Source organism: Alteromonas sp. 14N.309.X.WAT.G.H12 (assembly GCF_036697315.1).
GTDB lineage: Bacteria > Pseudomonadota > Gammaproteobacteria > Enterobacterales > Alteromonadaceae > Alteromonas.
Genome location: NZ_JBAHZB010000035.1, coordinates 10,998 through 33,369 on the forward strand (window position 1 = coordinate 10,998; position 22,372 = coordinate 33,369).

Consider the following 22,372-nt stretch of genomic DNA (forward strand, 5'->3'; position numbering starts at 1 on the left):
ATCCGTATACACTGGTAAAAGTACGAATTGAGGTATGCAATGAAGATTTCTGAGTCCAATAATGCGCCAAATATCCAACAAACTAGTTCAGAACGGGTAAAAAGCAATAAAACTAACAAAATAAATCATGCCGAGACCACGAACACGGCGAGCAAAACTGCATCTCAAGGGGCGGCACAAAATGCAGCGCGCATTCAAAGCCTATTTGCAAAGGTGGGGATCCGGGCAAATGTGCCCCTGCCCGATGCCACTGCCCGTCGGAAAGAAATAGACAGACGCAGGGATATTCTGGCGTTACAGCGTATTAAAAATCTGCAAGCCGTTATGGAGGTGGCGTTATCTGTTAGTCTCCCCCAAAGCAGCACAGAGAACGTTGATCCGGATTGGTTTTTTGCTTTTACCCAATTAGCAGAAAATATCCACTCACCGGCCATGCAATCATTATGGGGGCAAATATTTGCGGTGGAAATCAGCCATCCTGGCTCGTTTTCATTACTCAGTTTGGAAACACTAAAGGTGTTGACCCAGCGGGACGCTAAGCTTTTCTCACGGGCGGTGGCCTTGTCCAGTCGACGGTTAGGAGATACTGTGCCCCGTATTTTGGTCGGAGTTCATCAACGACCTAGCTTTTGGTCGATGCTCTCCCATCGCCAACCGGAACAGCTCAATTTGGCGACCTTTGGTTTGAGTTATCCCGATATACTCGCTCTCACCGACATGAAGCTCATTTTCGGCAGTGAAATTGAAAGTGGCGAACTGTCCCAGGAGCAATCTGTAAAATGGCGTTGCGGCTCACAAAATTACACCCTTACGCCAACCCGTCCCGGATTGGCTCTGGTGTATTATAAGTTTACATCCGTTGGCGCTGAGCTGGCGAAACTTATTAACCGGCAGGCAGCAGATGCCGGCCCTTACTTACAAGCACTAACACAGCGCCTAAGTAGCAGTTTTATTATCGAACACGAACCGAACTAAATACCGTCGCCAAATTCATGCAGCCCGCACTCTCTTTTCAAACCAAAGAAACGGGTATCTTGTTCACTCATGCCTTCTTGCAACGATTGGGTAGTGTGCCAATCACCAATAGAAACATACCCTTCTTCCCACAAGGGATGATAGGGTAATTCATTGTCTTTTAAATAATAGTGCAGATCTTTGTTTGTCCAATCGATGATAGGATAAACTTTAAACTGCTTGCCTATTTTTTGAAGAACGGGCAACTTTTCCCGGCTATCCGACTGGCTGCGTCTTAGCCCAGCAAACCAGGTGCCTACATCGAGCTCTCTAAGTGCCCGCTGCATCGGCTCCACCTTATTCATTCGGTTATATTGCTCGATACCGTCCAGGCCTTTTTCCCATAGTCGCCCATAACGGGCTTCTTGCCAGGCAGCAGAGATGGAGGCCCGATACACCTTTAAATTAAGATTTAACTTTTCGGTGAGCAAATCAACAAATTTATAGGTTTCCGGAAACAGATAACCGGTATCCGTTAACACTATGGGAATATCAGGTTTGGCCTGGGTCATTAAATGCAACATCACCGCAGACTGGGCACCAAAACTCGATGACACCATCCCATTGCCGGGTAACATTTTTAGTGCCCAGCTAATACGCTGGGCAGCCGTCATTTTTTCCAGGTCCTCATTGATAGCCGTCAGTTCATCAACACTGATATCAGGCTGTAAAGGTACCGGCAGATCAAGTAGCGTGTCAGTCATAGAAATCTCTTGCCGAGTCAATTACCGGAGCGATAATGCCTGCGCGGACAACATAATCACCAAAGGCTTCATTGTCGTTTCGTTCTTTCGCCCAACGGCCAACTAGCGTATCGAGTTCAGCAAAGATTTCATCTTCGCTGATGTTCTCCTGATACATTTTGGGAATGCGAGTACCTTCACGATTTCCACCGATATGTAAGTTATACTTACCAGGTCCTTTCCCTACCAATCCAACTTCCGATAGCATTGCCCGGCCACACCCATTGGGACAACCGGTAATACGAAATATGATGCTATCTTCTTCTAAGCCATGCTTGGCAAGGACAGAGTCCAAACGGTTCACCGCTTCGTGCAGATAGCGTTCTGCTTCCGCCATCGCCAAAGGACACGTGGGCAGTGAGACACACGCCATGGAATCAAGCATTTGTTTTGAGGTAGTATCATTGATCAAGCCGTGCTTACGCGCTAACTCTTCAATAACCGATTTCTGCTCGGGGCTCACGCCAGCAACAATCAGGTTTTGGTTGGCAGTCAGCCTAAAATCACCTTTGTGAACACGGGCAATTTCCCGACAGCCAGTTTTCAGCGGCTTGCCCGGATAGTCCAGTATACGGCCGTTTTCAATAAACAAGGTTAAATGGAATTTACCGTCAATGCCTTCGGCCCAGCCGAAACGGTCGCCACGACTGGTAAAGGTGTAAGGACGACTTTCACCAAAGACGATCCCTGCCCGCTTTTCCACTTCCGCTTTAAAATTCTCTACGCCAACACGCTCTAAGGTATATTTGGTTTTGGCGTTTTTACGGTTTACCCGGTTGCCCCAGTCACGCTGAGTCGTTACCACAGCTTCGGCCACCGCTAGTGTGTCGTGCAATGAAATAAAGCCAAAATCCGTTGCTTTGCGCGGATAGGTGGACTTATCACCATGGGTCATGGCCAGTCCCCCGCCCACCAGCACGTTAAACCCAATGAGTTTGCCGTTTTCAGCAATGGCCACAAAGTTAAGATCGTTGGCGTGCACATCCACATCATTTTGTGGCGGGATCACCACCGTCGTTTTAAACTTACGGGGGAGATAGGTATCACCTAATATGGGTTCGACGGGTTTTTCCGTGGTTTCCACTTTCTCACCGTCTAACCAAATTTCTGCATAAGCACGGGTTTTCGGCAGTAAGTGTTCACTGATTTTCTTCGCCCACTCATAAGCCTCAACATGCAACTCAGATTCTATGGGGTTCGACGTACACAAGACATTTCGGTTCACATCACCGGCCGTGGCTATGGAATCAATCCCCGTGCGGTTAAGGGTCTGGTGCATGGATTTAATATGCGGCTTTAACACACCGTGAAACTGAAACGTTTGACGGGTGGTTAAGCGAATACTGCCATACAGGGTATGCTCTTCAGCAAATTTGTCGATGACCAGCCATTGCTCTGGAGTAATAATACCGCCAGGTAAACGGGCCCGCAGCATCACATTGTGCAGCGGTTCGAGTTTTTGCTTGGCCCGCTCTGCCCGGATGTCCCGATCATCTTGCTGATACATGCCATGAAACCGGATCAACTGGAAGTTATCAGCGGTAAAACCACCGGTTAAATCATCTTCGAGATCTTGCGCAATTGTGCCGCGTAAATTGCGGCTTTCGCCTTTTAAGCGTTCGTTGTCAGCCAGTTTGCCTTCAACGATATAGGGAGACTTTTCATTACTCATTAATAGACATCCTTCTGATAACGTTTGGCTTTACGCATGGCAACAAGATAGGCTTTGGCATCTTCTTCAGATTTCCCACCCTGTTGCTGAATAATAGACAGTAGCGCAGCTTCAACGTCTTTAGCCATATGGCTTGCATCACCACACACATAGAAATGGGCACCGCTCTCTAGCCATTCATAGACTTCTTTGCCATTTTCCAGTAATCGATGTTGCACATAGATTTTTTCTTTTTGATCCCGCGAGAAGGCCAGTGTGATCTTATCCAGCAAACCCGACTTCACATATCCTTGCCACTCTACCTGATAGAGGAAGTCCTGAGTGAAATTGGGGTTACCAAAAAACAACCAGTTTTTCCCTTCTGCACCTTGGGCGTCACGCTCCTGCATAAACGCACGAAATGGTGCAATGCCGGTACCCGGTCCAATCATGATCACCGGTGTATCCGGATTTTCAGGCAAACGGAAGTTATCATTCTTCTCAATGTAGACTTCTATTTCGCCACCTTCTTCTAATCTTTCGCACAGAAAACTTGACGCTCCACCCTGATGGCGTTGTCCGAAGGCTTCATAATCCACATGGGCCACCGTTAAATGCACTTCATTTTCAACCTCCGCTTGCGCAGACGCAATGGAGTACAAGCGCGGCGTCAGTGGGCGTAGCGCATCGACCAATGTTTGTGCCGAAATAGGCGCTGGATGCTCTTTGACAATATCGATAATTTGCCGCTCGGCCAAATACGTGCGTAGTTGTGCAGGCTCGGCCAATAATGCAGCTAACGATTCAGAGCCCGTTGCATTTTGATAGGCTTTAACAAATGTAGGGTAACTTTGTGTTAATTCGAATTTCGACGTTAACGCATCGCTAAGGGTGTATTCACCGTCGGCAACCTTGACTTGCTCACTTCCCGTTAAGCCCATCAGTTCAACAAACTCAGCAACAAGGGCTGGCGAATTTTTAAACCATACGCCCAAGGCATCACCAGGTTGATAGCGAATACCCGATTCTTCTAGGCCAATTTCTATATGGCGAATGTCTTTTACTGAATCTCGGCCGGTAATTTTTTGCGAGGTAAGCAATGTCGCGCTGTAGGGGGCTTTTTTCGAATAAGTCACGCCACCACTGACAACAGCACTACCAGACTGTATTGCCACGGCAGCGTTGCTACCTGAGGAGGAAAAGTCTTCTTTCAGTGCTTCAATGACCTTTGTTGACCACGTTGCCGCGATGTCCTCGTAATCCACATCACAATCTTGTCTTTCAACCATGGCTTGGGCACCAAGCGCCGCAAGGCGAGTGTCGAAGTTTTTCCCAGTTTGACAGAAAAACTCGTAGCTACTATCGCCTAGGCCAAGTACGGCATATTTGAGACCTGCCAGTTTTGGTGCTTTTTTACTACCCAAAAATTCATGCAGTTCCACCGCATCATCTGGGGCATCCCCTTCTCCATGGGTACTGACAAAAATCACCACATGTGTTTCGTTTTTAATCTGACGTGGCTTGTAATCGCTCATGTTGACCAGCTTGCTTGAATAGCCCGCTTGCTCTGCCTGAGCCTGAAATTGCTGAGCCAGTCCTTTTGCGTTACCGGTTTGAGAGCCCACCAGAATAGTTAACGTGGCGGCCCCAGAGGCTTGGCCTTGGGCCGTCGTGGCCGGTGCTACGCCGCCAGCCTGAGCGGCTGCAAGCCCTGCCGTATAACCACTTACCCAGGTAAGCTGATCACGATTTAAACCAGCAATGGCTTGCGTGATCGCATTCCATTGATTGTCGTTCAACACCGCGCCGGGTGCTTGATTTTGATTGGATTTCGCTGACATAACACATTTGCCTTGTTGAGATGGCGTAAAGGCTAACGGCTTTTTTCTATAAGCGAAAAGAATTAATCACACTTTTTTATGCTTTAAAGTTTTAAACAAAGCTAACTATTGGTATTTAGGTGATAAAAAAGAAGAGAGGTGTTGCCCGAAGAAATGTGCATTTCTTCGAGCAAAAAAATTTAGAAGTGAATTTCTAAGCCGGCAAACGGACCATCAACGGTCATATCCGTGTATACACCGTCGAGATCATCAATATCAATATCTACGCTACGATAACCTGCTTGAAATGTCATATCCACAGCAAGGCTTTCGATAAACGAATATGTCACCGCAACTTGATAGTCGCTCATTTTGTGATCATCGAAGGACAAATAACTGCCCTCTGCGTATACCCCAAGGCCGGTAAAAGGCAGTCCTACCTGAACGCGAGAATAAACCATCGGCACAATACCAGAGAATGCCTGTTCGCTTTCCGTATTGCTATCGGTATCCTTCACATACATGGTGCCATCAATGTACTTACCATTCAGCCCCACATCTAGGCTAACCAGATCGTTATCAAAGATCTCATAATATAAAATGATATCCGTGCTTTTCAGCTCGGCTTCTGATCTTACTTTACTACCCGAACTATACAAATCACCGTCAAAATTAAACGAAGATTGCAGTGTGGTTACACCCTCACTATCAAGTGAGGTGATGCTAAGTTTTACATTGGGGATTAAAGGTAGAGGATGTTCAACCGCTGCATAAAATGAGAAGTTAGCCTGAGTATCAAAATTGAAGTCGGCCATGGAACTGCCACTGGAGAAAGTACTATTGTCCGCGAATCCACCTGATGCGTTAGTACCCCAGCCTTGTGCGCCAACGTAGAGACCTGCCAGCGTATCGGCCATTACCGATGATGCAGATAAAGCAGCAACTGCCGTTACCGCCATAATGCACTTATTCATGTGTTATCCTTGATTGAGAAGTTCACTCAGTTCGATTAGTGCTGCATTAGCACGAGAAATATAGTTGGCCATAACAAGAGAATGATTAGCCAACATACCAAAACCATCGCCGTTGAGGATCATAGGACTCCAGACCGCTTTTTGCGTAGATTCCAGTTCCTTAATGATCTGACGAAGACTAACCAATGCGTTTTTGTCTTCGAGAATATCGGCAAAGTCAATTTCAACAGCTTTTAAGAAATGCAGCAAGGCCCAAGTTGCCCCTCTTGCCTCATAAAAATTGTCATCTAACTTCCACCAGCTTGTTTTAAGTACCCGTTCAGAAGCAACGGGCGTGGATTGCTTTGCCTTATTATCACCGGCCAAATCGGTATTCATTCGTGCCGAATCCACACTGGCACTTAAACGTTGAGAATAACTGCCTAAGCGTTTTTCCACCTGTTTGAGCCAGTCGCGCAAGTTATCTGCACGGGTATAAAACTGACTATCACCTAATGTGGGATCCACCAACTCATTGCGGTATTGCTTTAAGTATTTCAAAGCATTTCCATATGCAGACTCTGCAGAAGGCAGTGCCCAACTACGACTGTTCACGTTAAATTCAGGCTGGGCCTTCATCAAATTTTGATTCTCGATGGACTGGGATTGCGAACGGCTGAAGTCTTTTCGCATCGCCAGTGACAGATCGCGGATCATTTCCAGCGCGCCAAATTCCCACGCAGGCATATTATCAAGAAACAACCCCGGCGGCGTAACATCGTTAGACAGATAACCCCCTGGCTTATCAAGCATCTTTTCTGTAACGAGAATGAGGGTTGACGTTACTGTGTAACCGGGTACGTCAATGTAAGTGTCGCTCTGTGCTTCTTCCATTACCGCTTGTCTGACGTCGAAGGTATCCGGTTCAAAACTCCAATAAACGCCAATCAGCCAGAAGATAAGCAAAAGGACAAGTAAGGTGCTACCGATAAATTTAGTATTTAAATACTGTTTGATGCTCAACGTTAGTTTTCCTTCTCAATAACGAAAAACGGGGGGTCCCCATTTATTTATCTCGATGTTGACTGCATATTAGCACCCTATCAGGGTATTTTCGCGCTTAAATAGCCATTAGGACGTGGGGGCACTGCGCTGTCCTCGTCGATAAATCCACATCGCCAGCAACACTAAAACCACTGGCCAAACAGCGCTTAACCCAACAATGACAAGGGCAGCAACAGAAGCCAACACCGCCAGAATAATGGTGCCAAAGACACTTAAGGCCACCACAAACCCGATGATTAAAAATACGAGGCTAACCACCGAAAACGCCACCAGGTTTTCCAACGGCGACAACATATCATCTCCCATCATCAGGTGTAAGCCCGAGCCCTCCTCCATCACACAGCTCAATCCATAAACCACTAATGCGGCGATTAGGATTGCCAATAAAAACTGTTTCATAATACGCGCCTTGGTAATAGCACCACCGCTGCAACATAAGCCAGCAATACCGGCACAGAAAGAAATATCAAACCAAATATGGCCGCACCTCTCACCCAAACAGCTTCTACCGAAAAGTAGTTCGCCACTCCCGCACACACTCCGCTTATCATGCCGTTGTCCAAATCCCGATAAATCTTTTTATCTGAGTCAGGTAAATTCATTCTTGTCTCCTTATTTAGCTCTGGTACGCTTATGACTAAGCGCACCAACAAATAGTTTACGCCGCCCGTTTCTTTTTCAGTGCCGCCAATTCTTGTTCAATGGCATCATCCGTCTCCAGCGCGTTAAACTGCGCCGCTAACGAATGGGGATCAGCGCTACCTTCAGAGATATCATAGGCATCCACCTGCGCTTCCAAAAATTCCACTCGCTGTTCATAACTTTCAAATCTTGCCATAGCCTGTGCAACATGCTCACTATGGGCTAGGGTTCGCGCTTTTAGACGCACCTGAGCGTTGTGTTTGCGGCTCACCAGTTGTTTTTGTTTCAACCGCGCCTCAGCAAGTTTTTCCCGTAATCGACCGGTATCAAGCTGGACTTTCTCCAGCATATCGGTGACCTGGGCTTTTTCCGATGCGATTGCGTCAAGTTGAGAAACAAAACTGTTTTTTTGTACCAGGGCCGCACGGGCCAGCTCTTCTTTACCTTTATCTAGGGCCAATTCAGCTTTTTCCTGCCATCCTTCCATGATGTTTTGCAGCTTGTCTTGCTGACGATTAAGATGCTTCTCATGGGCAAGATACTTTGCTGCCTCAGAGCGCATTTCCACTAAAGTTTCTTCCATCTCCTGAATAATCAGGCGGATCACTTTTTCCGGATCTTCAGCTTTGTCCAGCATGGCATTGATATTCGATTGCACAATATCTGACATTCTTGAAAACATTCCCATTTCTTTCCCCTTAGTTACATTATGTAAATTTCATCGCTATGTAGTTTATGTAATCAATGTTCATGCCAAACAAATAAAACCCTTTAAAATCAGAAGCTAAATAAAATATCAGTGATTTTCACCTCCCTTTTCATTTCCACCTTCAACGGGATTTGGTTTTTTTAACCAGCCTATTTGGCGAATTTGACCATAACGAAAAACGCCATTGAAGACCTTCTAACAGGTGCAAAAGAAGTGGGTGAACGAAGCAAATTGGCAATGAGCGGAACAACAATAGATAAAAAAATAGGCACTCAGATAAGTGAGTGCCTATACATTTTATTGTGTGGCCAGTCTCAAATGAGTTGTGGCTGTCAAACCTAAATGATGACAAAAAACCTAGATCTAGTCTTCTGTTACAGGCTCTGCTTTGTGCGCATTTTCGGTATCAGCGAGCTCTGTTACGTTTACTGTTCCCACTTTTTCCTCACCATCCAAACTAAAACTGTATGTTACATTCGCGATGGATTGACGCACATCAGCTTGGATCTCATTTCCCGCCATGGATACAGCCTGGCTAACAACATGACTCAAAAAAGATTCAATGGCACTTTCCTGAGCCATGGCATTGGATGCCAACATGCTGGTAGAAAGGATCAAGCCGGATAACAGTAATTTAGTCTGTGTGTTCATAATTTTTCCTTAAGTAACAAAGTAATATTGGTTCAGTTCAGTGTCTTCACCAACAACGAAGACAAGTTACTTAAGGGATTGCGAGCTTTGTGCCAACCTTGTAATTTTTCGTAATCTATTGATTAATAATAATTATTGTTAAAACACGCCACACACATCAGACGTTCAAAAATTAAACAGCGTTATTTATTGGTCTAATTCACTAAATGTAGTGGTAAAATTAACCAACCTTACTGTTTTGATAGTCCTGAGTATTTTTTTGTGCCGCTTCCACCTGACTGAGGGCATTGAGTAACAGTGCCGGATCCGGCGATTTACCTGTACCTTTCTGACTCAGATAGCGACGCCAAATCCGCCCGCCCGGCTGACCTTGAAATAACCCCAACATATGTCGCGCCACATGCCAGGGTTTAAACCATTCATCGGTTTGCCGTTCAATATAAGCCTGCATGGTATACACCAGTTCGGTGCGCGTGGGCGGAGCCACATCCATGCCAAATACCTGACTATCCACTTGCGCCAGCAAATAGGGGTTACTATAGGCTTCTCTGCCAATCATTACGCCATCAACCTGATCTAAGTGGGCGCTTACCTCATCGAGGGTTTTAATTCCCCCATTAATGGAAATAGACAATTGGGGATGGGTGTCTTTTAGCTGATAGACCCGCGGATAATTTAACGGCGGGATCTCCCGGTTTTCTTTGGGGCTTAACCCCTGAAGCCAGGCTTTTCTTGCATGAACAATAAAGGTATCGCATCCGGCCTCAGCAACAACATCGATAAATCGGGCAAAATCTTCGTATTCATCCATATCATCTATGCCAATGCGGCATTTTACCGTGACCGGTATATCCACCGCTTTTTGCATCGCTTTCACGCACTCGGCCACAACTTCGGGCTGCGCCATTAAACAGGCGCCAAAAGCGCCGTTTTTCACTCTGTCTGACGGACACCCCACATTGATATTTACCTCGTCATAGCCCCGACTCTGCGCCATTTCAGCACAACGGGCCATATCCGATGGATCACAACCGCCCAGTTGCAATGCCACAGGGTGCTCTTCTTCATTAAAAGCCAGATAGTCGCCCTTTCCATAAATCAGCGCGCCGGTGGTGACCATCTCGGTATAAAGCAGAGTACGTTTGGAAAGCTGACGCAGGAAATAACGACAATGCTTGTCCGTCCAATCCAGCATTGGCGCGACAGAGAGGCGCCTGTCGATGGCAGGCTTATCAACAATTTTATTTAAATCTTTAACATCAGCCACTGATGGCATCCCTCAGGTAAACTTAACATTTCAACATAGCGCTTTTTCACACCTTCTCGCCCCCTTGATGAGCCCGATGTTCACATAGGGGAATCATTTTTTAGCGATGCACTTAAAATGGGTAAAAATCAGACGGCTAATATTAGCATAACTATAGATACGGGAAAAAACGGGTTGTGGTACACCGGCATACTGAATCGCCATTAATACCTCAGAACAGACGATTCAATACCATCAACGCCGCTTTTACTGTTTAGGAAACTGTACCGCTACCAGAAACTCACTTTCGTGGACGGTGATATCCAGCCCCCAACCTAACTTTTCACAAATACGTTCGAGGATCACCAGACCGTATCCGTAACCGCTACGCTGATCGGCCTTAAGATAGTCATTCGATACTTTTAGACAATGGCTATCCATATCAATGGCAATGTAGGTGCTGGCATAACTAAAGGCGTTTTTAATAATATTTTGCAAGGTAATGACCACAAAACTCTCAGGCGCATGAATGGTGATATCGGTATGAACATTCAATTTCACCTCTATGAGGCTGTTTTGATTTAACCGCTGTTGGGTTTGTAATGTGGCTTGGATATTTTTAAGCAGTGATACCGATTTGTAAAACTGGGATTCGATTTCCTCTTTTCCCAATAATAAAAAGGTTTCCGTTAACAGACGGATATCCTCTCCGGCAACAAGAATACGATTTAAGGCTTTGCGTTGTAATTCGCTAAACCCCGACGTTTTATGCAATAACTCAGCAGAACCTTGCAACACCATCAATGGAGTACGTATTTCGTGTGATGCAAATCGACTGAAATCCTGCTCCCGTTGAAAATACTGTCCTATACGGTGTTTACTGTCCAGCATGGCTTGCTCAATGGAGTTAATTTCGTAGTAGCGGCTATTTACAGTGAAATCCGGCTCATCGGGCGCCATATAGCGCACTTTGGCCTGCATTTGCTCTAATGGACGGGCAAAAAAACGCCCTAAATAAATACTCACTAATAGCATTAACACCATGATCACCAGCACGGTGATACTCACAAACCATTGCAATTTGTCTTCGTAGTCATCTAAATAGTCGTCAGCCTGATCTTTGAATACAACATAAAAAAGACCACTGTCATCGGGCATGTTTCTTACCAAAAAATGCCGATCGTCACTCCCCAACTGATGCTCATAAAAGCCCGGCACGGTATAAGCATTCAGCCAGTCTGGTTTTTCTTTATATTGCCAGTAAATTTCAAATTCGGCAGAATCGGGATACATCACTGGTCCGCCTTGTGCCAAGCTACGGGTATAGCCTTTCGCTTCGGTATCAAGCCAGTGGTGCAAGCTGATCACTTCCATCTGATCTTCAACAAAAACCGGCACACTCCAGATCAACAAGGTAAAACCAAGCGCCAGGGTCGCGAAAACCAGATAGAGCTGCTTTACCAGACGTGGACGTTTAGCTGACAAGGGTAAAACCTCGACCGTGAGCGGTTTTCAATACGTCTTTACCCGCCAACTGTTTTAGCTTAGTACGCAAACTGTATATGTGACTTCTTAACGCATCACTGTCGGGCGCCTCTTCGCCCCAAATGGTTTCCGTCATATCATCTCGACTTACCACTGCCGGAAAGGCAAGCATTAACTTTTTAAGAATTTGAAACTGAATGGGACTGATTTGTATACGCTCCCCAGCATAATAAAGCGCTTCTGTTTGCGGATGATAAGAGAAGTCTCCCACGGAAATGGGCGCAATATCGGTACGATGTCCACGTTTAGATAGCGCCCCCAATTTCAGCATGAGTTCCACCATATTAAAGGGCTTCACCAAATAGTCATCACCACCGGCAGAATAGGCCGCCAGTTTATCGGCAATGGTGTCTTTAGCCGTTAAAAACAAAATAGGGGTAGATAACTTTAAGGTTTGACGAATCGTGGTCACGGTGTCGATACCATTTAATTTTGGCATCATGATATCCATGACAATCACATCAAAGTGCTGGCGAGCCAGCATCGCTAAGGCGGCTTTGCCTTCGTATGCTGACTCGACAATATGGTTTTCCATTATCAGATAATCACACAGGGTTTCCATGACCTGTGGATTGTCTTCGACAATCAGAACTTTCAAATCTGGTCCTTACTACTTGCTAAAATGCGTAAGCAACACCAACGCCCACCGATGCATTGGATATGACCGACGTATAACTGTAGCGAGTTTGGGCTAATAAAGAGAGATTGTCGTAAATTTTATAAGATAATGACAGGCCCAAAGAAGCGCCGACTTTCGTTTCACTGTCGGAAAATGAACTGTAAACAACATCTTCACCGTCTTCAACATCCAATTCGTGAGACTGCGACACATCGATATGGTGTAGGGCCAATCCACCAGACATGGACAAGGTAAAATCGTCGCCAATCGGATAATGATACACGGCTTCCAAGGTGAACTCGGTAACATCTAAAGATGCATCCCACTCTTCATCGTTTAACGCGCTAATCGCAACTTCGTCTTCATCGCCGGATTCAAATTCCGTGTATCTCAGTGCTATCCCCCATTGAGGGGTAAAATCATAGCCCACTTCCAGCCAGACATCGCTGCTGGTGTCATCGTTAGATAAATCCAGGGTAACACCGTCATCAAATTCAGCGAAATCGTAGCTGTTATCTTCGATTTCCAATGTGTTGTAACTGATACCCGCAGCGATATAGGGTTTAGCGGCAACACTGACCGATAGAGAAACCGCAACTAACCCGGCAAGATTGTATATAGCTTTCATAGTTCACTCCTTCTTAACTGAAGCCGATGAAACCACTTCGAACGTGAAGAAAATGTGAAATTCCGAGGCCGCTTACAAAAAATTTAAACTTCTGGCTCAAGATCCCCATTTCCGCGCAAATAAAAAAACACCACGGCGGTTTAACCGTCGTGGTGTTCGTTTTACAACGTCTTGGGTTTTACCCGTTAGCGGCGATACGCTTAGCCACTTCTTTGCGTACGCGCTGACCATAATCCACATCAGCCTGATCATACTGGGCGAACATGGCCTGTTGAACATCATCGGTAGCCTGACTCAAGCCATCGGCAATATTACTCACCAATTGCTGTTTTTGATCTTCGCTCATAATGCGGTACAAATCACCGGCCTGAGAAAAGTTATCATCGTCCTGAGTATCGTAAATATCCAACCAAGCATCCTGTTCCAACGGCATAGGTGGCTCAGCAACATCGGGCACTTGTGCTGGCTCACCAACCTGTGCGCGATTGTTAGGATAAAAGTTCGCGCCACTGCCTGCCAGTGCGGGGTTTATTCCCGCAAACGCCCCGTCTCGCTGATAATTGTGTACCGGACACTTAGGCGAATTGACCGGGATCTGGCTGTAATTGGTGCCAACACGATAACGCTGAGCATCTTGATAAGCCAGTAAACGCGCTTGCAACATGCGATCTGGCGACGCGCCAATACCTGGCACCAGATTACTCGGTGCAAAGGTCGCCTGCTCTGTTTCGGCAAAATAATTATCCACATTACGGTTTAACTCAAGCTGACCCACTTCAATTAATGGAAAATCACTGTGCGGCCAAATTTTAGTCAAATCGAAAGGGTTAATCTTATAGGTTTTCCCTTCTTCTTCAGTCATGATTTGCACGTTGACAGTCCATGACGGGAAGTCACCTTTATCAATGCTATCAACCAAATCCTGCTGCGCACCAAAGGCTGGCATTTTTGCCGCTTCTTCACTCGTCAGGGTTTTAATGCCCTGATTGGTTTTAAAGTGCCATTTCACCCAGTATCTTTCACCGGCTGCATTCCAAAAACTTAATGTGTGAGAACTATAGCCATTGACGTGACGATAGGACAATGGGATCCCCCGATCTGACATCAAAATCGTTGACTGATGTAAGGACTGCGGGTTGTTGGCCCAAAACTCGTACACGGCTTGGGGATCGGGCAAGTTAGTACGGGGGTTTTTCTTCTGACTATGAATAAAGTCGGGGAATTTAATCCCATCTCGTAAGAAGAACACCGGCGTGTTATTCCCAACCATATCCCAGTTACCCTGTTGGGTATAAAACTTCACGGCAAATCCCCGTGGATCCCGAGCATAATCACTAGAGTCCTGACCACCGCCTACCGTAGAGAAGCGCAAAAATACATCGGTTTGTGTGCCTTCTTTTTGCAGAAAATCAGCAATAGTATAATCTGACAGACTCTTGGTTACCGTAAATGTACCGTAAGCCGCACTGCCTCTGGCGTGTACAACCCGCTCGGGGATCCGTTCGCGGTTAAAATGGGCCAGCTTCTCAAACAAATAGTGGTTATCGAAGGTGACCGGTCCCCGACGTCCGGCGGTGCGACTTTGATTGTCATTAGCAACGGGCGCACCGTTGGCAGAGGTTAATTGGGTGGGCGTACTATTAGCGCCTGAATATGGACATTTACTCATGGTATTTTCCTTACACTAAGGTATTTTAAGTCTTTATAGGTCACGTCGGATTTTACTTTTACCGCCGCGCTCGAAACTGGCTATGGGATAAGTATGCCTGAACCGAAGAAAGCTAAAAGCGAATAGAATTAATCGTATTGATTGAGTTTTACAATTAAAGAATCTTCCTGCCTGTCTCTTATGGGTGGATGGAAAACCTGTCTAATTTGTGTCAGTGTTTATCTTGCAGACATAAATGTGATGACGAAGGGGGGTGGGAATACCACGTGATGACCGAACTAGAGCGAGTATTAATACGTAAAGGACGCCAATTGAATTGGCTTTTCCTCATAGTTGCCTCCTCTGGTGTGACCTTGTCGGGTCTCTTTGGCTACACCTGGCTTCACTTTGATGAACTTTACGATCCTTATCAAAGTGTTTACCCCCGCTTGAGTACGGTTTTTTCGCCTCTTAACATGACGGTGCTTTGTTTTCTTGCCTTGGCAAATGGGCTTATTTTTTATCGCTTAAAACAAACCAAGGCGCATCTTGCCGTTACCGCGTATATGGTGTTGCTGAATAACCGTCCAGAAACACTCACAGCCCACTACCAAGCGCAGCTTCGTCAGTTTTTCCGTGCCGCCGGTTTGCCTGATAATTATTCGTTGGCGTCGTTGAAAAAAATGAATATGCGACACTTTATGACCTTATCGGTACCGATCAGTCGAACCGTAACCCAAAACAAAAGTCAGTGGATACGGCTGGCACACTTTGCAGCTAACCCTCCGCCCTGCCAATAAATTCCATAACAAATCCGCTTTTGTTACTGGATATATCCCGCTTTTCAAGGTACATTTTACCTACATGATTGCATTAAAATATTGGCGATCAGCACGAGCGTTTTTTTCATTTATGGTGGGCTTTCCCCACTGACAAGGAAGCCCGCTATTGCCAATAGGAGAAAAGAAATGGCAAAGGAAAAAACGAAAGACGAACCCCAGGTTGAAACCACTGACGCATCCGAGCTCGGGCAATTAAGGGAAATATTATTTGGTCAATCTAACCGTGATTTCCAGCATCAGTTGGATCAGCTTAGTGCCCGAGTAGAACAACATATCCAGCAACTGTCCGGTCGCTTGGATGAACAGGTAAAACAGCTCAATTCAACCATTGATGCGCGCTTTGATACCTTGTCAAAACAGCTGGCAGAAGACAGCCATCAACACCAGCAAAGTCAGAACGAGCTAAAAACACTCCATGATACGCTCAAAGCAGAATTAGAGATTGCAGAAGCCTCTGCCCACGACGAAACAGATAAACTCGACAGCCGCTTGAAAAAGGAAATGGACGAGCTTGAATCCTTGCTCAACCAGCGTCATCAAGCATTACTCGAACGACTACAACAAGTTACAGCCGAACTGTCTGCGAGTAAAACAGATCGTAAAACCCTCGCGAATCTGCTTTCTACCATGGCCTCAAACCTTGCCACCGATCAGCCTTAATCATTATGAATTCCCCGGCGACTTCCACAAAAAAGAGTGTGTACTCCATGGATGATGTCCGTGCGTTGATCCTCGGCGACGATGAAAAACGCATAGAGCAGGTTGTTCGCCGCAACGCCAAAGATTCAGTATCAGAGGTGGTCTCCGAAGCGCTAATTGAACGTGAAAATAAAGATGGTTCAGTCAATAAAGTACTTGTTCCCCTGATAGAAAAGTCACTTCATCGTTCGGTGGAAACCAACAGTGATAAAATAGTGGGCGCTTTGTATCCCCTTGTGGGGTCGTTAATTCGTAAAGCGGTATCAGCCTTTCTAGTTGAATTTGTTGAACGAACCAATACGTTAATTGAACACAGTTTATCCTTTAAAAGCCTTCGCTGGCGTTATAAAGCCTGGCGTGCAGGTATCAAGTATGCCGATTACGTGGCATCTCAAATCTATCAATATCAGGTCCATCAGGTATTTGTTATCCACCGCGAAACCGGTACGCTATTAAATAGCGTGTCGCTGGATCCTGAAAAAAGTAAAGACGGCGATCTTGTCTCTTCCATGCTGGTTGCAATGAATGATTTTGTGGCTGATGCTTTCAGTGATAACAATCAAGCCGATGAAACCGAAATTGGTGAAATTCGTACCGGAGATTTCACTCTACTGATAAAAATCGGCCCCCAAGCCATCCTTGTCACCGCGGTTACAGGGAATATTTCACCCAGTATTCGAGAGCAATTACAAATCACGCTGGAAGACTTCCATCGGTATTACCAACTTCCTTTACTCAATTACAATGGCGACAATACCCCCTTTCTCTCCTCGGACTCTTTACTTCAGGATTGCTTAAGCAGCGCCCTTAAAAAGCCAACGAAAAAAAAGAAACGTTTTGGCATCGCGACCCTCATTATTTTTATTCTGGTCATCCTCCTTGGATATCTGTCCTTTGTTCGCATGCATTTATCTCTAACCGCATCGAGAATTTCCCAAGCGACGCCACCTCCGGGCATTGTGTTAATTAGCAATGAGATCGAACAAGGTAAGGTGGCGATTTCCGTGCTACGTGATACGGCTGCCGACAGCCTCATATCGTGGCTATCTTCATTAGATATCGATCTAGAGGATGTGCGTATTCAGGAAACCCCTTTTATTTCCCAATCCACGGACATCATTATCAGAAAAGTGAGTCAATGGATTACCCGTTATCCCTCTATGGTATTCACAGTACAAGACAATAACCTGGTGCTCAGCGGAGAAATAAGCCAACCCCAGTGGCAAGCCTTCATTGCACAATACAAGCAAATAACAGCCGACGTGCTACCTCTTCCCGATATAACAGCGTTAACGATTACGGATCCGGTGGACATTGATCAGCAGGACGCCTTAATGGCGGTGGCCCGGGATCTCTCGGCCAAGTTATCCACCTATGTACTTCCTTTCGAGGTCAATCAGATTACCTTGGCAGATGAATACACAACAACCGTTTCACACATTGCTCAAAACATTAATAATTTGCAAAATATAGCCGATAAGCTAGATCTTGATCTAAACATTTTTATTCTCGGAGCCAGTGACAATTCCGGGACAGTAGCCAAAAACGAAATCGTTAGCCAGGGACGGGCGAAATACGTGAAACAAGCTTTAGCAGATGCCGGGGTCGATCCTACCATTTTGTATAATAAAGGGCTTGGAGAGCTGGATTTTAGCCACGAGAATGCAAGTCGTGTGGTTTTTCTACATGCGCTTTTAACAGAAAAAATCGAACACGAAGGTACAGGGCGGTGATTCAAAAAAAAATATGTCTGCTAGGCCCCACGGGAGTGGGAAAAACCAGTCTGGTACGTCAGTTTGTCGATGGTATTTTTTCGGAAAAATACCTCACAACCATCGGCGTGAAAATAGACAAAAAGCAGATGGATATCGACGATAAATCATTACAACTTTTGATTTGGGATATCGAAGGGGTAGACAGGTATTGCGGCTTTAACCCCCGTTATCTTCGTGGCGCTGCGGCGTTCGTTATTGTGGTCGATCAAACCCGTTCCCAGTCACTGCTTGAAGGCATGGACATTTTTACCTCTGCCCGGGAAAGCTTTCCAAATACGCCGGCTTTCTTTGTCGTCAACAAATCTGATTTACCCAATGAGTGGTACTGGACATCAGAAGAAGTAGAACAACGCCAACGTCTTTTTACCGATGCGATTAATACCAGTGCAAAAACCGGTGAAAATGTCGAACAACTGTTTAATAAGATTGCTTCGGTGGTGATCTAATTATGGATATATTTCAGCTCAATACCTTAGGCATTACAGATTGTGTCCTGTATCGATACGAAGAGGATAATACCCTTTGTTGCCTTACTCCCACGGTTCCTTGGGCTTTTACTCTTACCGCCATTGATGAAACCACATTAAATGTCACCGACATACTTAGTCTCTATCTGGAAGACTTCTTAATTGATGCAAAGCAGTGTTGGCAATCTGAGGGGGCCGCGCAAATTTCTTCTGGGTTCTGGACTGAAGCACGTGAAGTTACGCCCCTTCGATTAGAAGCACTTGCCACCAACAACGGCGACGGTGAACGCTATCTGGCAATCAAAAATGTCAGCAAAGAATTTGACTATCGACAACAATCCTTACAATCCGCGCGAGAACTTCTTCTCACCCATCATGCGGTTATTAGCCAGCAAGACTCATTGCACGAACGGTTGCTGCAAGTACTCAAAGAAATTGAAAGCTGTAAACGCCAGCAATTAGCCATACGGCAAGCGATTCAGCATCTCACCACCGGCGTGGTGATCTTAGATGCACAAAAGAATCTGTTTTTAGATAATGGCATGGCTCGTCAGGTCTTACGGGCAGACTGTCAGGAAAACTGCGTTCACAACCTGTTTAGATTAATGAAAGACGTGTATGTGGATGCGGTATTCTTAAACAACCTGGAAGAGCAGCAAACCACGTGGCGAGGCGAGGTATTCTGGCAAAATGCCCCGGGCGGAAGCCGTTGGTTACAATTGACTGTATCACCGGTTTTTCAAAACGGTGCCATCAACTACTGGGTATACCTTTTTACAGACACAACTCAAACCCATGCAAATGACAACAACGAGGCGCAGTCCATCGACACGGACTTACTCACCCAATTGGATTCTCGCCAGTCATTTAAGCGGGAGCTTGATAAATGGCTTAAAACCAAACAAGCTTTTGGTCTGTTTATTATTGATATTTGTGAGTTTAGACGGGTTAACGAAAACTTAGGATATCGGGTAGGTGATGATATACTCAAAAGTGTGGCACAGCGTCTCAAATCATTTTTGGGAGAAGATGGCTACCTGGCCCGGATAGGCGGAAACGAGTTTGCTTTACTAACGCCATTTACCTGTCTTTCAGACGGCATTGTTCATGACTATGGCAGAGGGCTTCAAATTGCTTTGGAAGATGTCTTCATCGCTTTTGGCAAAGCCGAAATCACCCTCAGTGCCAATATCGGCATTGCCGCCTTTCCTCAACACGGCTCCACCACCGAAGATTTGTTAAAAGATGCGGGCTTGGCACTGCAATTTTCCAAATACAAAGGCAAAAGCGAAGTTACCGTTTATCGCACCCAATTGAAAACCAAACAAGCGGAATTGGCAAACATTGAAGCGGCTCTGGCCAAAGCCATTAGCGACAATAAGCTGGCTATTCACTTACAACCCATTGTGGATTTGTCCTGTGGCGATATCATAAAATGTGAAGCCTTGGCGCGCTGGACCAACGATGAAGGCAAGGTGATCCCGCCAGATGTTTTCATTCCCATTGCAGAAAAGTCTGGCTTAATTTTTGCGCTCGGCGACTGGCTGTTACATAGCGTATGTAAAACCGTAAAAGAACTCGCCAAATACTCACCGAATATTCGTGTCGCCATGAACATATCCGGCAGACAAATATGCGCTCCCGATTTCCTCACAAAAATTAAGGAAGCTATCGCTCACTACGATATTTCAGCTTCACAATTGGGTATCGAAATCACCGAAACCGTGTTTATTCACCGTACAAATACCGTCGCCGTTACCTTAGCGAGCTTGCGGGCTATCGGTATTACCATTTCCATTGATGATTTTGGTACCGGCTTTAGTTCGTTAGAGTATTTAAAACGTTTGCCCATTGATGAATTAAAAATCGATCGTTCTTTTGTCCGCGATCTTTGTGTGAACAATGACGATAAAGTGATCATCAAATCCATTATAGGTTTAGCCAGTAATCTCGGTTTAACCGTTGTCGCTGAAGGCGTAGAAAGTGACGAACAACATCACTTCCTGTTAAGGCAGCACTGCGTGATGGCCCAAGGGTATTTGTTTAACCGGCCAATGCCGGTTAAACAATTCATTGATTTACTCATTGCGCGCCAGTAACGGCCACGCTGCGATCAATGCATCTAAGCGATGATACCGCCTGCCCCGCTCAAGCCAATCCAAGATGGCTGGCGTGAAACTGAAGATGCTCGTCAATAAACGAAGCAATAAAATAATAACTATGGTCGTAGCCTTCATGCATATTTAATGTAAGGGCCGTGTCACTTTTCTGGGCCGCAGCCACTAATGCCTTGGGTTTTAGTTGTTGCGCTAAAAACTCATCGGCACGTCCCTGCTCCACTAACAGCGGAATATAGTGTTGTTTTTCGGCCAATAAACAGGACGCATCATAGCGCTTCCATTGCTCTGTATCCGGCCCAAGGTACTCCGTGAGCGCTTTTTTACCCCAAGGACAATCAGATGGGTTAGCAATCGGACTAAATGCCGATACGGAGACATAAGACTCTGGATTACGAAGACCAATCACCAGCGCGCCATGGCCTCCCATAGAATGCCCGCTAATAGCCTTATCAACCGTAACGGGTAAATGGGCTTCAATCAGTGCCGGTAATTCTTTGGTGACATAATCGTACATCTGATAATGCTGGGACCATGGCTTTTGAGTGGCATTGACATAAAACCCCGCTCCCAGGCCAAAATCATAAGCCTTGTTTGGATCATCAGGTACCCCCTCGCCTCTCGGGCTAGTATCCGGCGCGACAATGGCCATACCTAATTTTGACGCCATTTTTAATGCGCCCGCCTTCTGCATGAAATTCTCATCGGTACAGGTTAACCCTGACAACCAGTAAAGCACCGGCACCGGATTGTCCTTGCTGGCAAAAGGGGGGAGAAAGACGGCAAAAGTCATTTCACATTGAGTGGTGCTAGCTCCATGGCGATAACGGCAGTGACGCCCACCAAAGGCACTGTTTTCACTAATTAGTTCCATATTCGCTTCTCCTGAAAATGGAAGAGTCTGGTCGTTTTTTTCACCCCGTCCCAATAAAGACGTCAAAAAAAGCCCAGACAGGTAAATTTTTACACGCTGTCAGTAAAGGGTGTATCGGATTTTATAGCAACATCGTTTACACTAACGCCCTAATTTCAGAGGTTAATAACGATGCTTAAAGCTGTTGGCTACAATATACGCGGCACGCTATCGGTGCTGGGCTATTTTTTAAACACCGTTTTTTGGTTTATTCCCATCTTAATTTTGTCCTTATTCAAGTTGATCCCTATTACCTTTTGGCGTCGGGTGATTTCGTACCCGCTTGATGCCTGTGCAACAGCTTGGATAAGCGTCAATAATTGCAATCAACGACTTTTTAGCAGAACCCAGTTTTCCGTTTCAGGGTTAGCATCCCTGACTCATAACGACTGGTATCTGGTCATTGCCAACCATCAATCTTGGGTCGATATCCTAGTACTTCAACGTATATTCAACCGTAAAATTCCCTTTTTAAAGTTTTTCTTAAAAAAAGAGCTGATTTGGGTACCCATTTTAGGGCTAGCCTGGTGGGCGTTGGAATTTCCCTTTATGCAGCGTCACAGCAAATCCTTTCTCGCCAAGCACCCCCACTTAAAAGGCAAGGATATGGAAACCACCCGCAAAG

22 protein-coding genes are annotated in these 22,372 nt (G+C 45.7%); 7 read left to right on the plus strand and 15 right to left on the minus strand.

The annotated features are described in order from the left end of the window. The first annotated feature begins 39 nt into the window (after positions 1-39). Positions 40-975: a TIGR03899 family protein gene (locus V5298_RS10855; protein WP_332931485.1), complete on the plus strand. Its 936-nt coding sequence runs from the start codon at positions 40-42 to the stop codon at positions 973-975. On the opposite strand, the gene V5298_RS10860 is transcribed toward V5298_RS10855, so the two are convergent. From V5298_RS10860 to V5298_RS10925, 14 genes are all read right to left on the minus strand, one after another. Next, complete coding sequence (locus tag V5298_RS10860) at positions 972-1,718, minus strand: phosphoadenylyl-sulfate reductase (protein ID WP_332931486.1); 747 nt, start codon at positions 1,716-1,718, stop codon at positions 972-974. The genes V5298_RS10855 and V5298_RS10860 overlap by 4 nt on opposite strands. Beyond that, a complete protein-coding gene (cysI, locus tag V5298_RS10865; protein ID WP_332931487.1) occupies positions 1,711-3,429 on the minus strand; it encodes an assimilatory sulfite reductase (NADPH) hemoprotein subunit in 1,719 nt (572 codons plus the stop codon). The genes V5298_RS10860 and cysI overlap by 8 nt, the downstream gene beginning before the upstream one ends. Beyond that, positions 3,429-5,249 carry an assimilatory sulfite reductase (NADPH) flavoprotein subunit gene (locus tag V5298_RS10870; protein WP_332931488.1) on the minus strand — a complete coding sequence of 607 codons (1,821 nt, stop codon included), beginning with the start codon at positions 5,247-5,249 and terminating at the stop codon, positions 3,429-3,431. Before V5298_RS10870 ends, cysI begins: the two co-directional genes overlap by 1 nt. Before the next feature lie 179 nt (positions 5,250-5,428). Then, positions 5,429-6,202 carry a TIGR04219 family outer membrane beta-barrel protein gene (locus tag V5298_RS10875; protein WP_332931489.1) on the minus strand — a complete coding sequence of 258 codons (774 nt, stop codon included), beginning with the start codon at positions 6,200-6,202 and terminating at the stop codon, positions 5,429-5,431. A gap of 3 nt (positions 6,203-6,205) precedes the next feature. After that, complete coding sequence (locus tag V5298_RS10880; RefSeq protein WP_332931506.1) at positions 6,206-7,198, minus strand: DUF2333 family protein; 993 nt, start codon at positions 7,196-7,198, stop codon at positions 6,206-6,208. Positions 7,199-7,312: 114 nt separating this feature from the next. Next, positions 7,313-7,645, minus strand: a complete 333-nt coding sequence (locus tag V5298_RS10885; protein WP_332931490.1) for a hypothetical protein — start codon at positions 7,643-7,645, stop codon at positions 7,313-7,315. Continuing rightward, positions 7,642-7,848 carry a PspC domain-containing protein gene (locus V5298_RS10890; RefSeq protein ID WP_332931491.1) on the minus strand — a complete coding sequence of 69 codons (207 nt, stop codon included), beginning with the start codon at positions 7,846-7,848 and terminating at the stop codon, positions 7,642-7,644. The genes V5298_RS10885 and V5298_RS10890 overlap by 4 nt, the downstream gene beginning before the upstream one ends. 56 nt (positions 7,849-7,904) lie before the next feature. Then, positions 7,905-8,576, minus strand: a complete 672-nt coding sequence (pspA, locus tag V5298_RS10895; RefSeq protein ID WP_332931492.1) for a phage shock protein PspA — start codon at positions 8,574-8,576, stop codon at positions 7,905-7,907. Between the two features lie 384 nt (positions 8,577-8,960). Then, positions 8,961-9,248, minus strand: coding sequence for a hypothetical protein (locus V5298_RS10900; protein ID WP_332931493.1), 288 nt, complete (start codon positions 9,246-9,248; stop codon positions 8,961-8,963). 220 nt (positions 9,249-9,468) lie between these two features. Continuing rightward, positions 9,469-10,515 (minus strand): tRNA dihydrouridine(20/20a) synthase DusA, encoded by a 1,047-nt coding sequence (gene dusA / locus V5298_RS10905; RefSeq protein ID WP_332931494.1) that lies wholly within the window; start codon positions 10,513-10,515, stop codon positions 9,469-9,471. A gap of 246 nt (positions 10,516-10,761) precedes the next feature. Then, positions 10,762-11,979: a HAMP domain-containing sensor histidine kinase gene (locus tag V5298_RS10910; RefSeq protein WP_332931495.1), complete on the minus strand. Its 1,218-nt coding sequence runs from the start codon at positions 11,977-11,979 to the stop codon at positions 10,762-10,764. Further along, entirely contained in the window at positions 11,969-12,637 is a 669-nt protein-coding gene (locus V5298_RS10915; protein ID WP_332931496.1) for a response regulator transcription factor, read from the minus strand. Before V5298_RS10915 ends, V5298_RS10910 begins: the two co-directional genes overlap by 11 nt. A 19-nt stretch (positions 12,638-12,656) precedes the next feature. Further along, positions 12,657-13,286: an Lpg1974 family pore-forming outer membrane protein gene (locus tag V5298_RS10920; protein ID WP_332931497.1), complete on the minus strand. Its 630-nt coding sequence runs from the start codon at positions 13,284-13,286 to the stop codon at positions 12,657-12,659. Between the two features lie 178 nt (positions 13,287-13,464). Further along, a complete protein-coding gene (locus V5298_RS10925; protein ID WP_332931498.1) occupies positions 13,465-14,955 on the minus strand; it encodes a catalase in 1,491 nt (496 codons plus the stop codon). 266 nt (positions 14,956-15,221) lie between these two features. Between V5298_RS10925 and V5298_RS10930 the strand changes: the two genes are divergently transcribed. The 5 genes from V5298_RS10930 (at position 15,222) to V5298_RS10950 (ending at position 20,816) form a co-directional block, all read left to right on the plus strand. Further along, a complete protein-coding gene (locus V5298_RS10930; RefSeq protein ID WP_332931499.1) occupies positions 15,222-15,734 on the plus strand; it encodes a hypothetical protein in 513 nt (170 codons plus the stop codon). A gap of 168 nt (positions 15,735-15,902) precedes the next feature. Further along, entirely contained in the window at positions 15,903-16,436 is a 534-nt protein-coding gene (locus V5298_RS10935; RefSeq protein ID WP_332931500.1) for a hypothetical protein, read from the plus strand. Positions 16,437-16,483: 47 nt separating this feature from the next. After that, positions 16,484-18,208 (plus strand): OmpA family protein, encoded by a 1,725-nt coding sequence (locus tag V5298_RS10940; protein ID WP_332931501.1) that lies wholly within the window; start codon positions 16,484-16,486, stop codon positions 18,206-18,208. Next, positions 18,205-18,696, plus strand: coding sequence for a Rab family GTPase (locus V5298_RS10945; protein WP_332931502.1), 492 nt, complete (start codon positions 18,205-18,207; stop codon positions 18,694-18,696). The genes V5298_RS10940 and V5298_RS10945 overlap by 4 nt, the downstream gene beginning before the upstream one ends. Before the next feature lie 2 nt (positions 18,697-18,698). Then, positions 18,699-20,816: a putative bifunctional diguanylate cyclase/phosphodiesterase gene (locus tag V5298_RS10950; RefSeq protein WP_332931503.1), complete on the plus strand. Its 2,118-nt coding sequence runs from the start codon at positions 18,699-18,701 to the stop codon at positions 20,814-20,816. A gap of 49 nt (positions 20,817-20,865) precedes the next feature. On the opposite strand, the gene fghA is transcribed toward V5298_RS10950, so the two are convergent. Beyond that, the gene (gene fghA, locus V5298_RS10955; protein WP_332931504.1) at positions 20,866-21,708 is read right to left on the minus strand and encodes an S-formylglutathione hydrolase; all 843 of its coding nucleotides are present in this window, start codon (positions 21,706-21,708) and stop codon (positions 20,866-20,868) included. Positions 21,709-21,879: 171 nt separating this feature from the next. On the opposite strand from fghA, the gene V5298_RS10960 reads away from it, so the two are divergent. Then, a partial coding sequence (locus tag V5298_RS10960; protein WP_332931505.1) for an acetyltransferase occupies positions 21,880-22,372 on the plus strand: 493 nt, incomplete at its 3' end.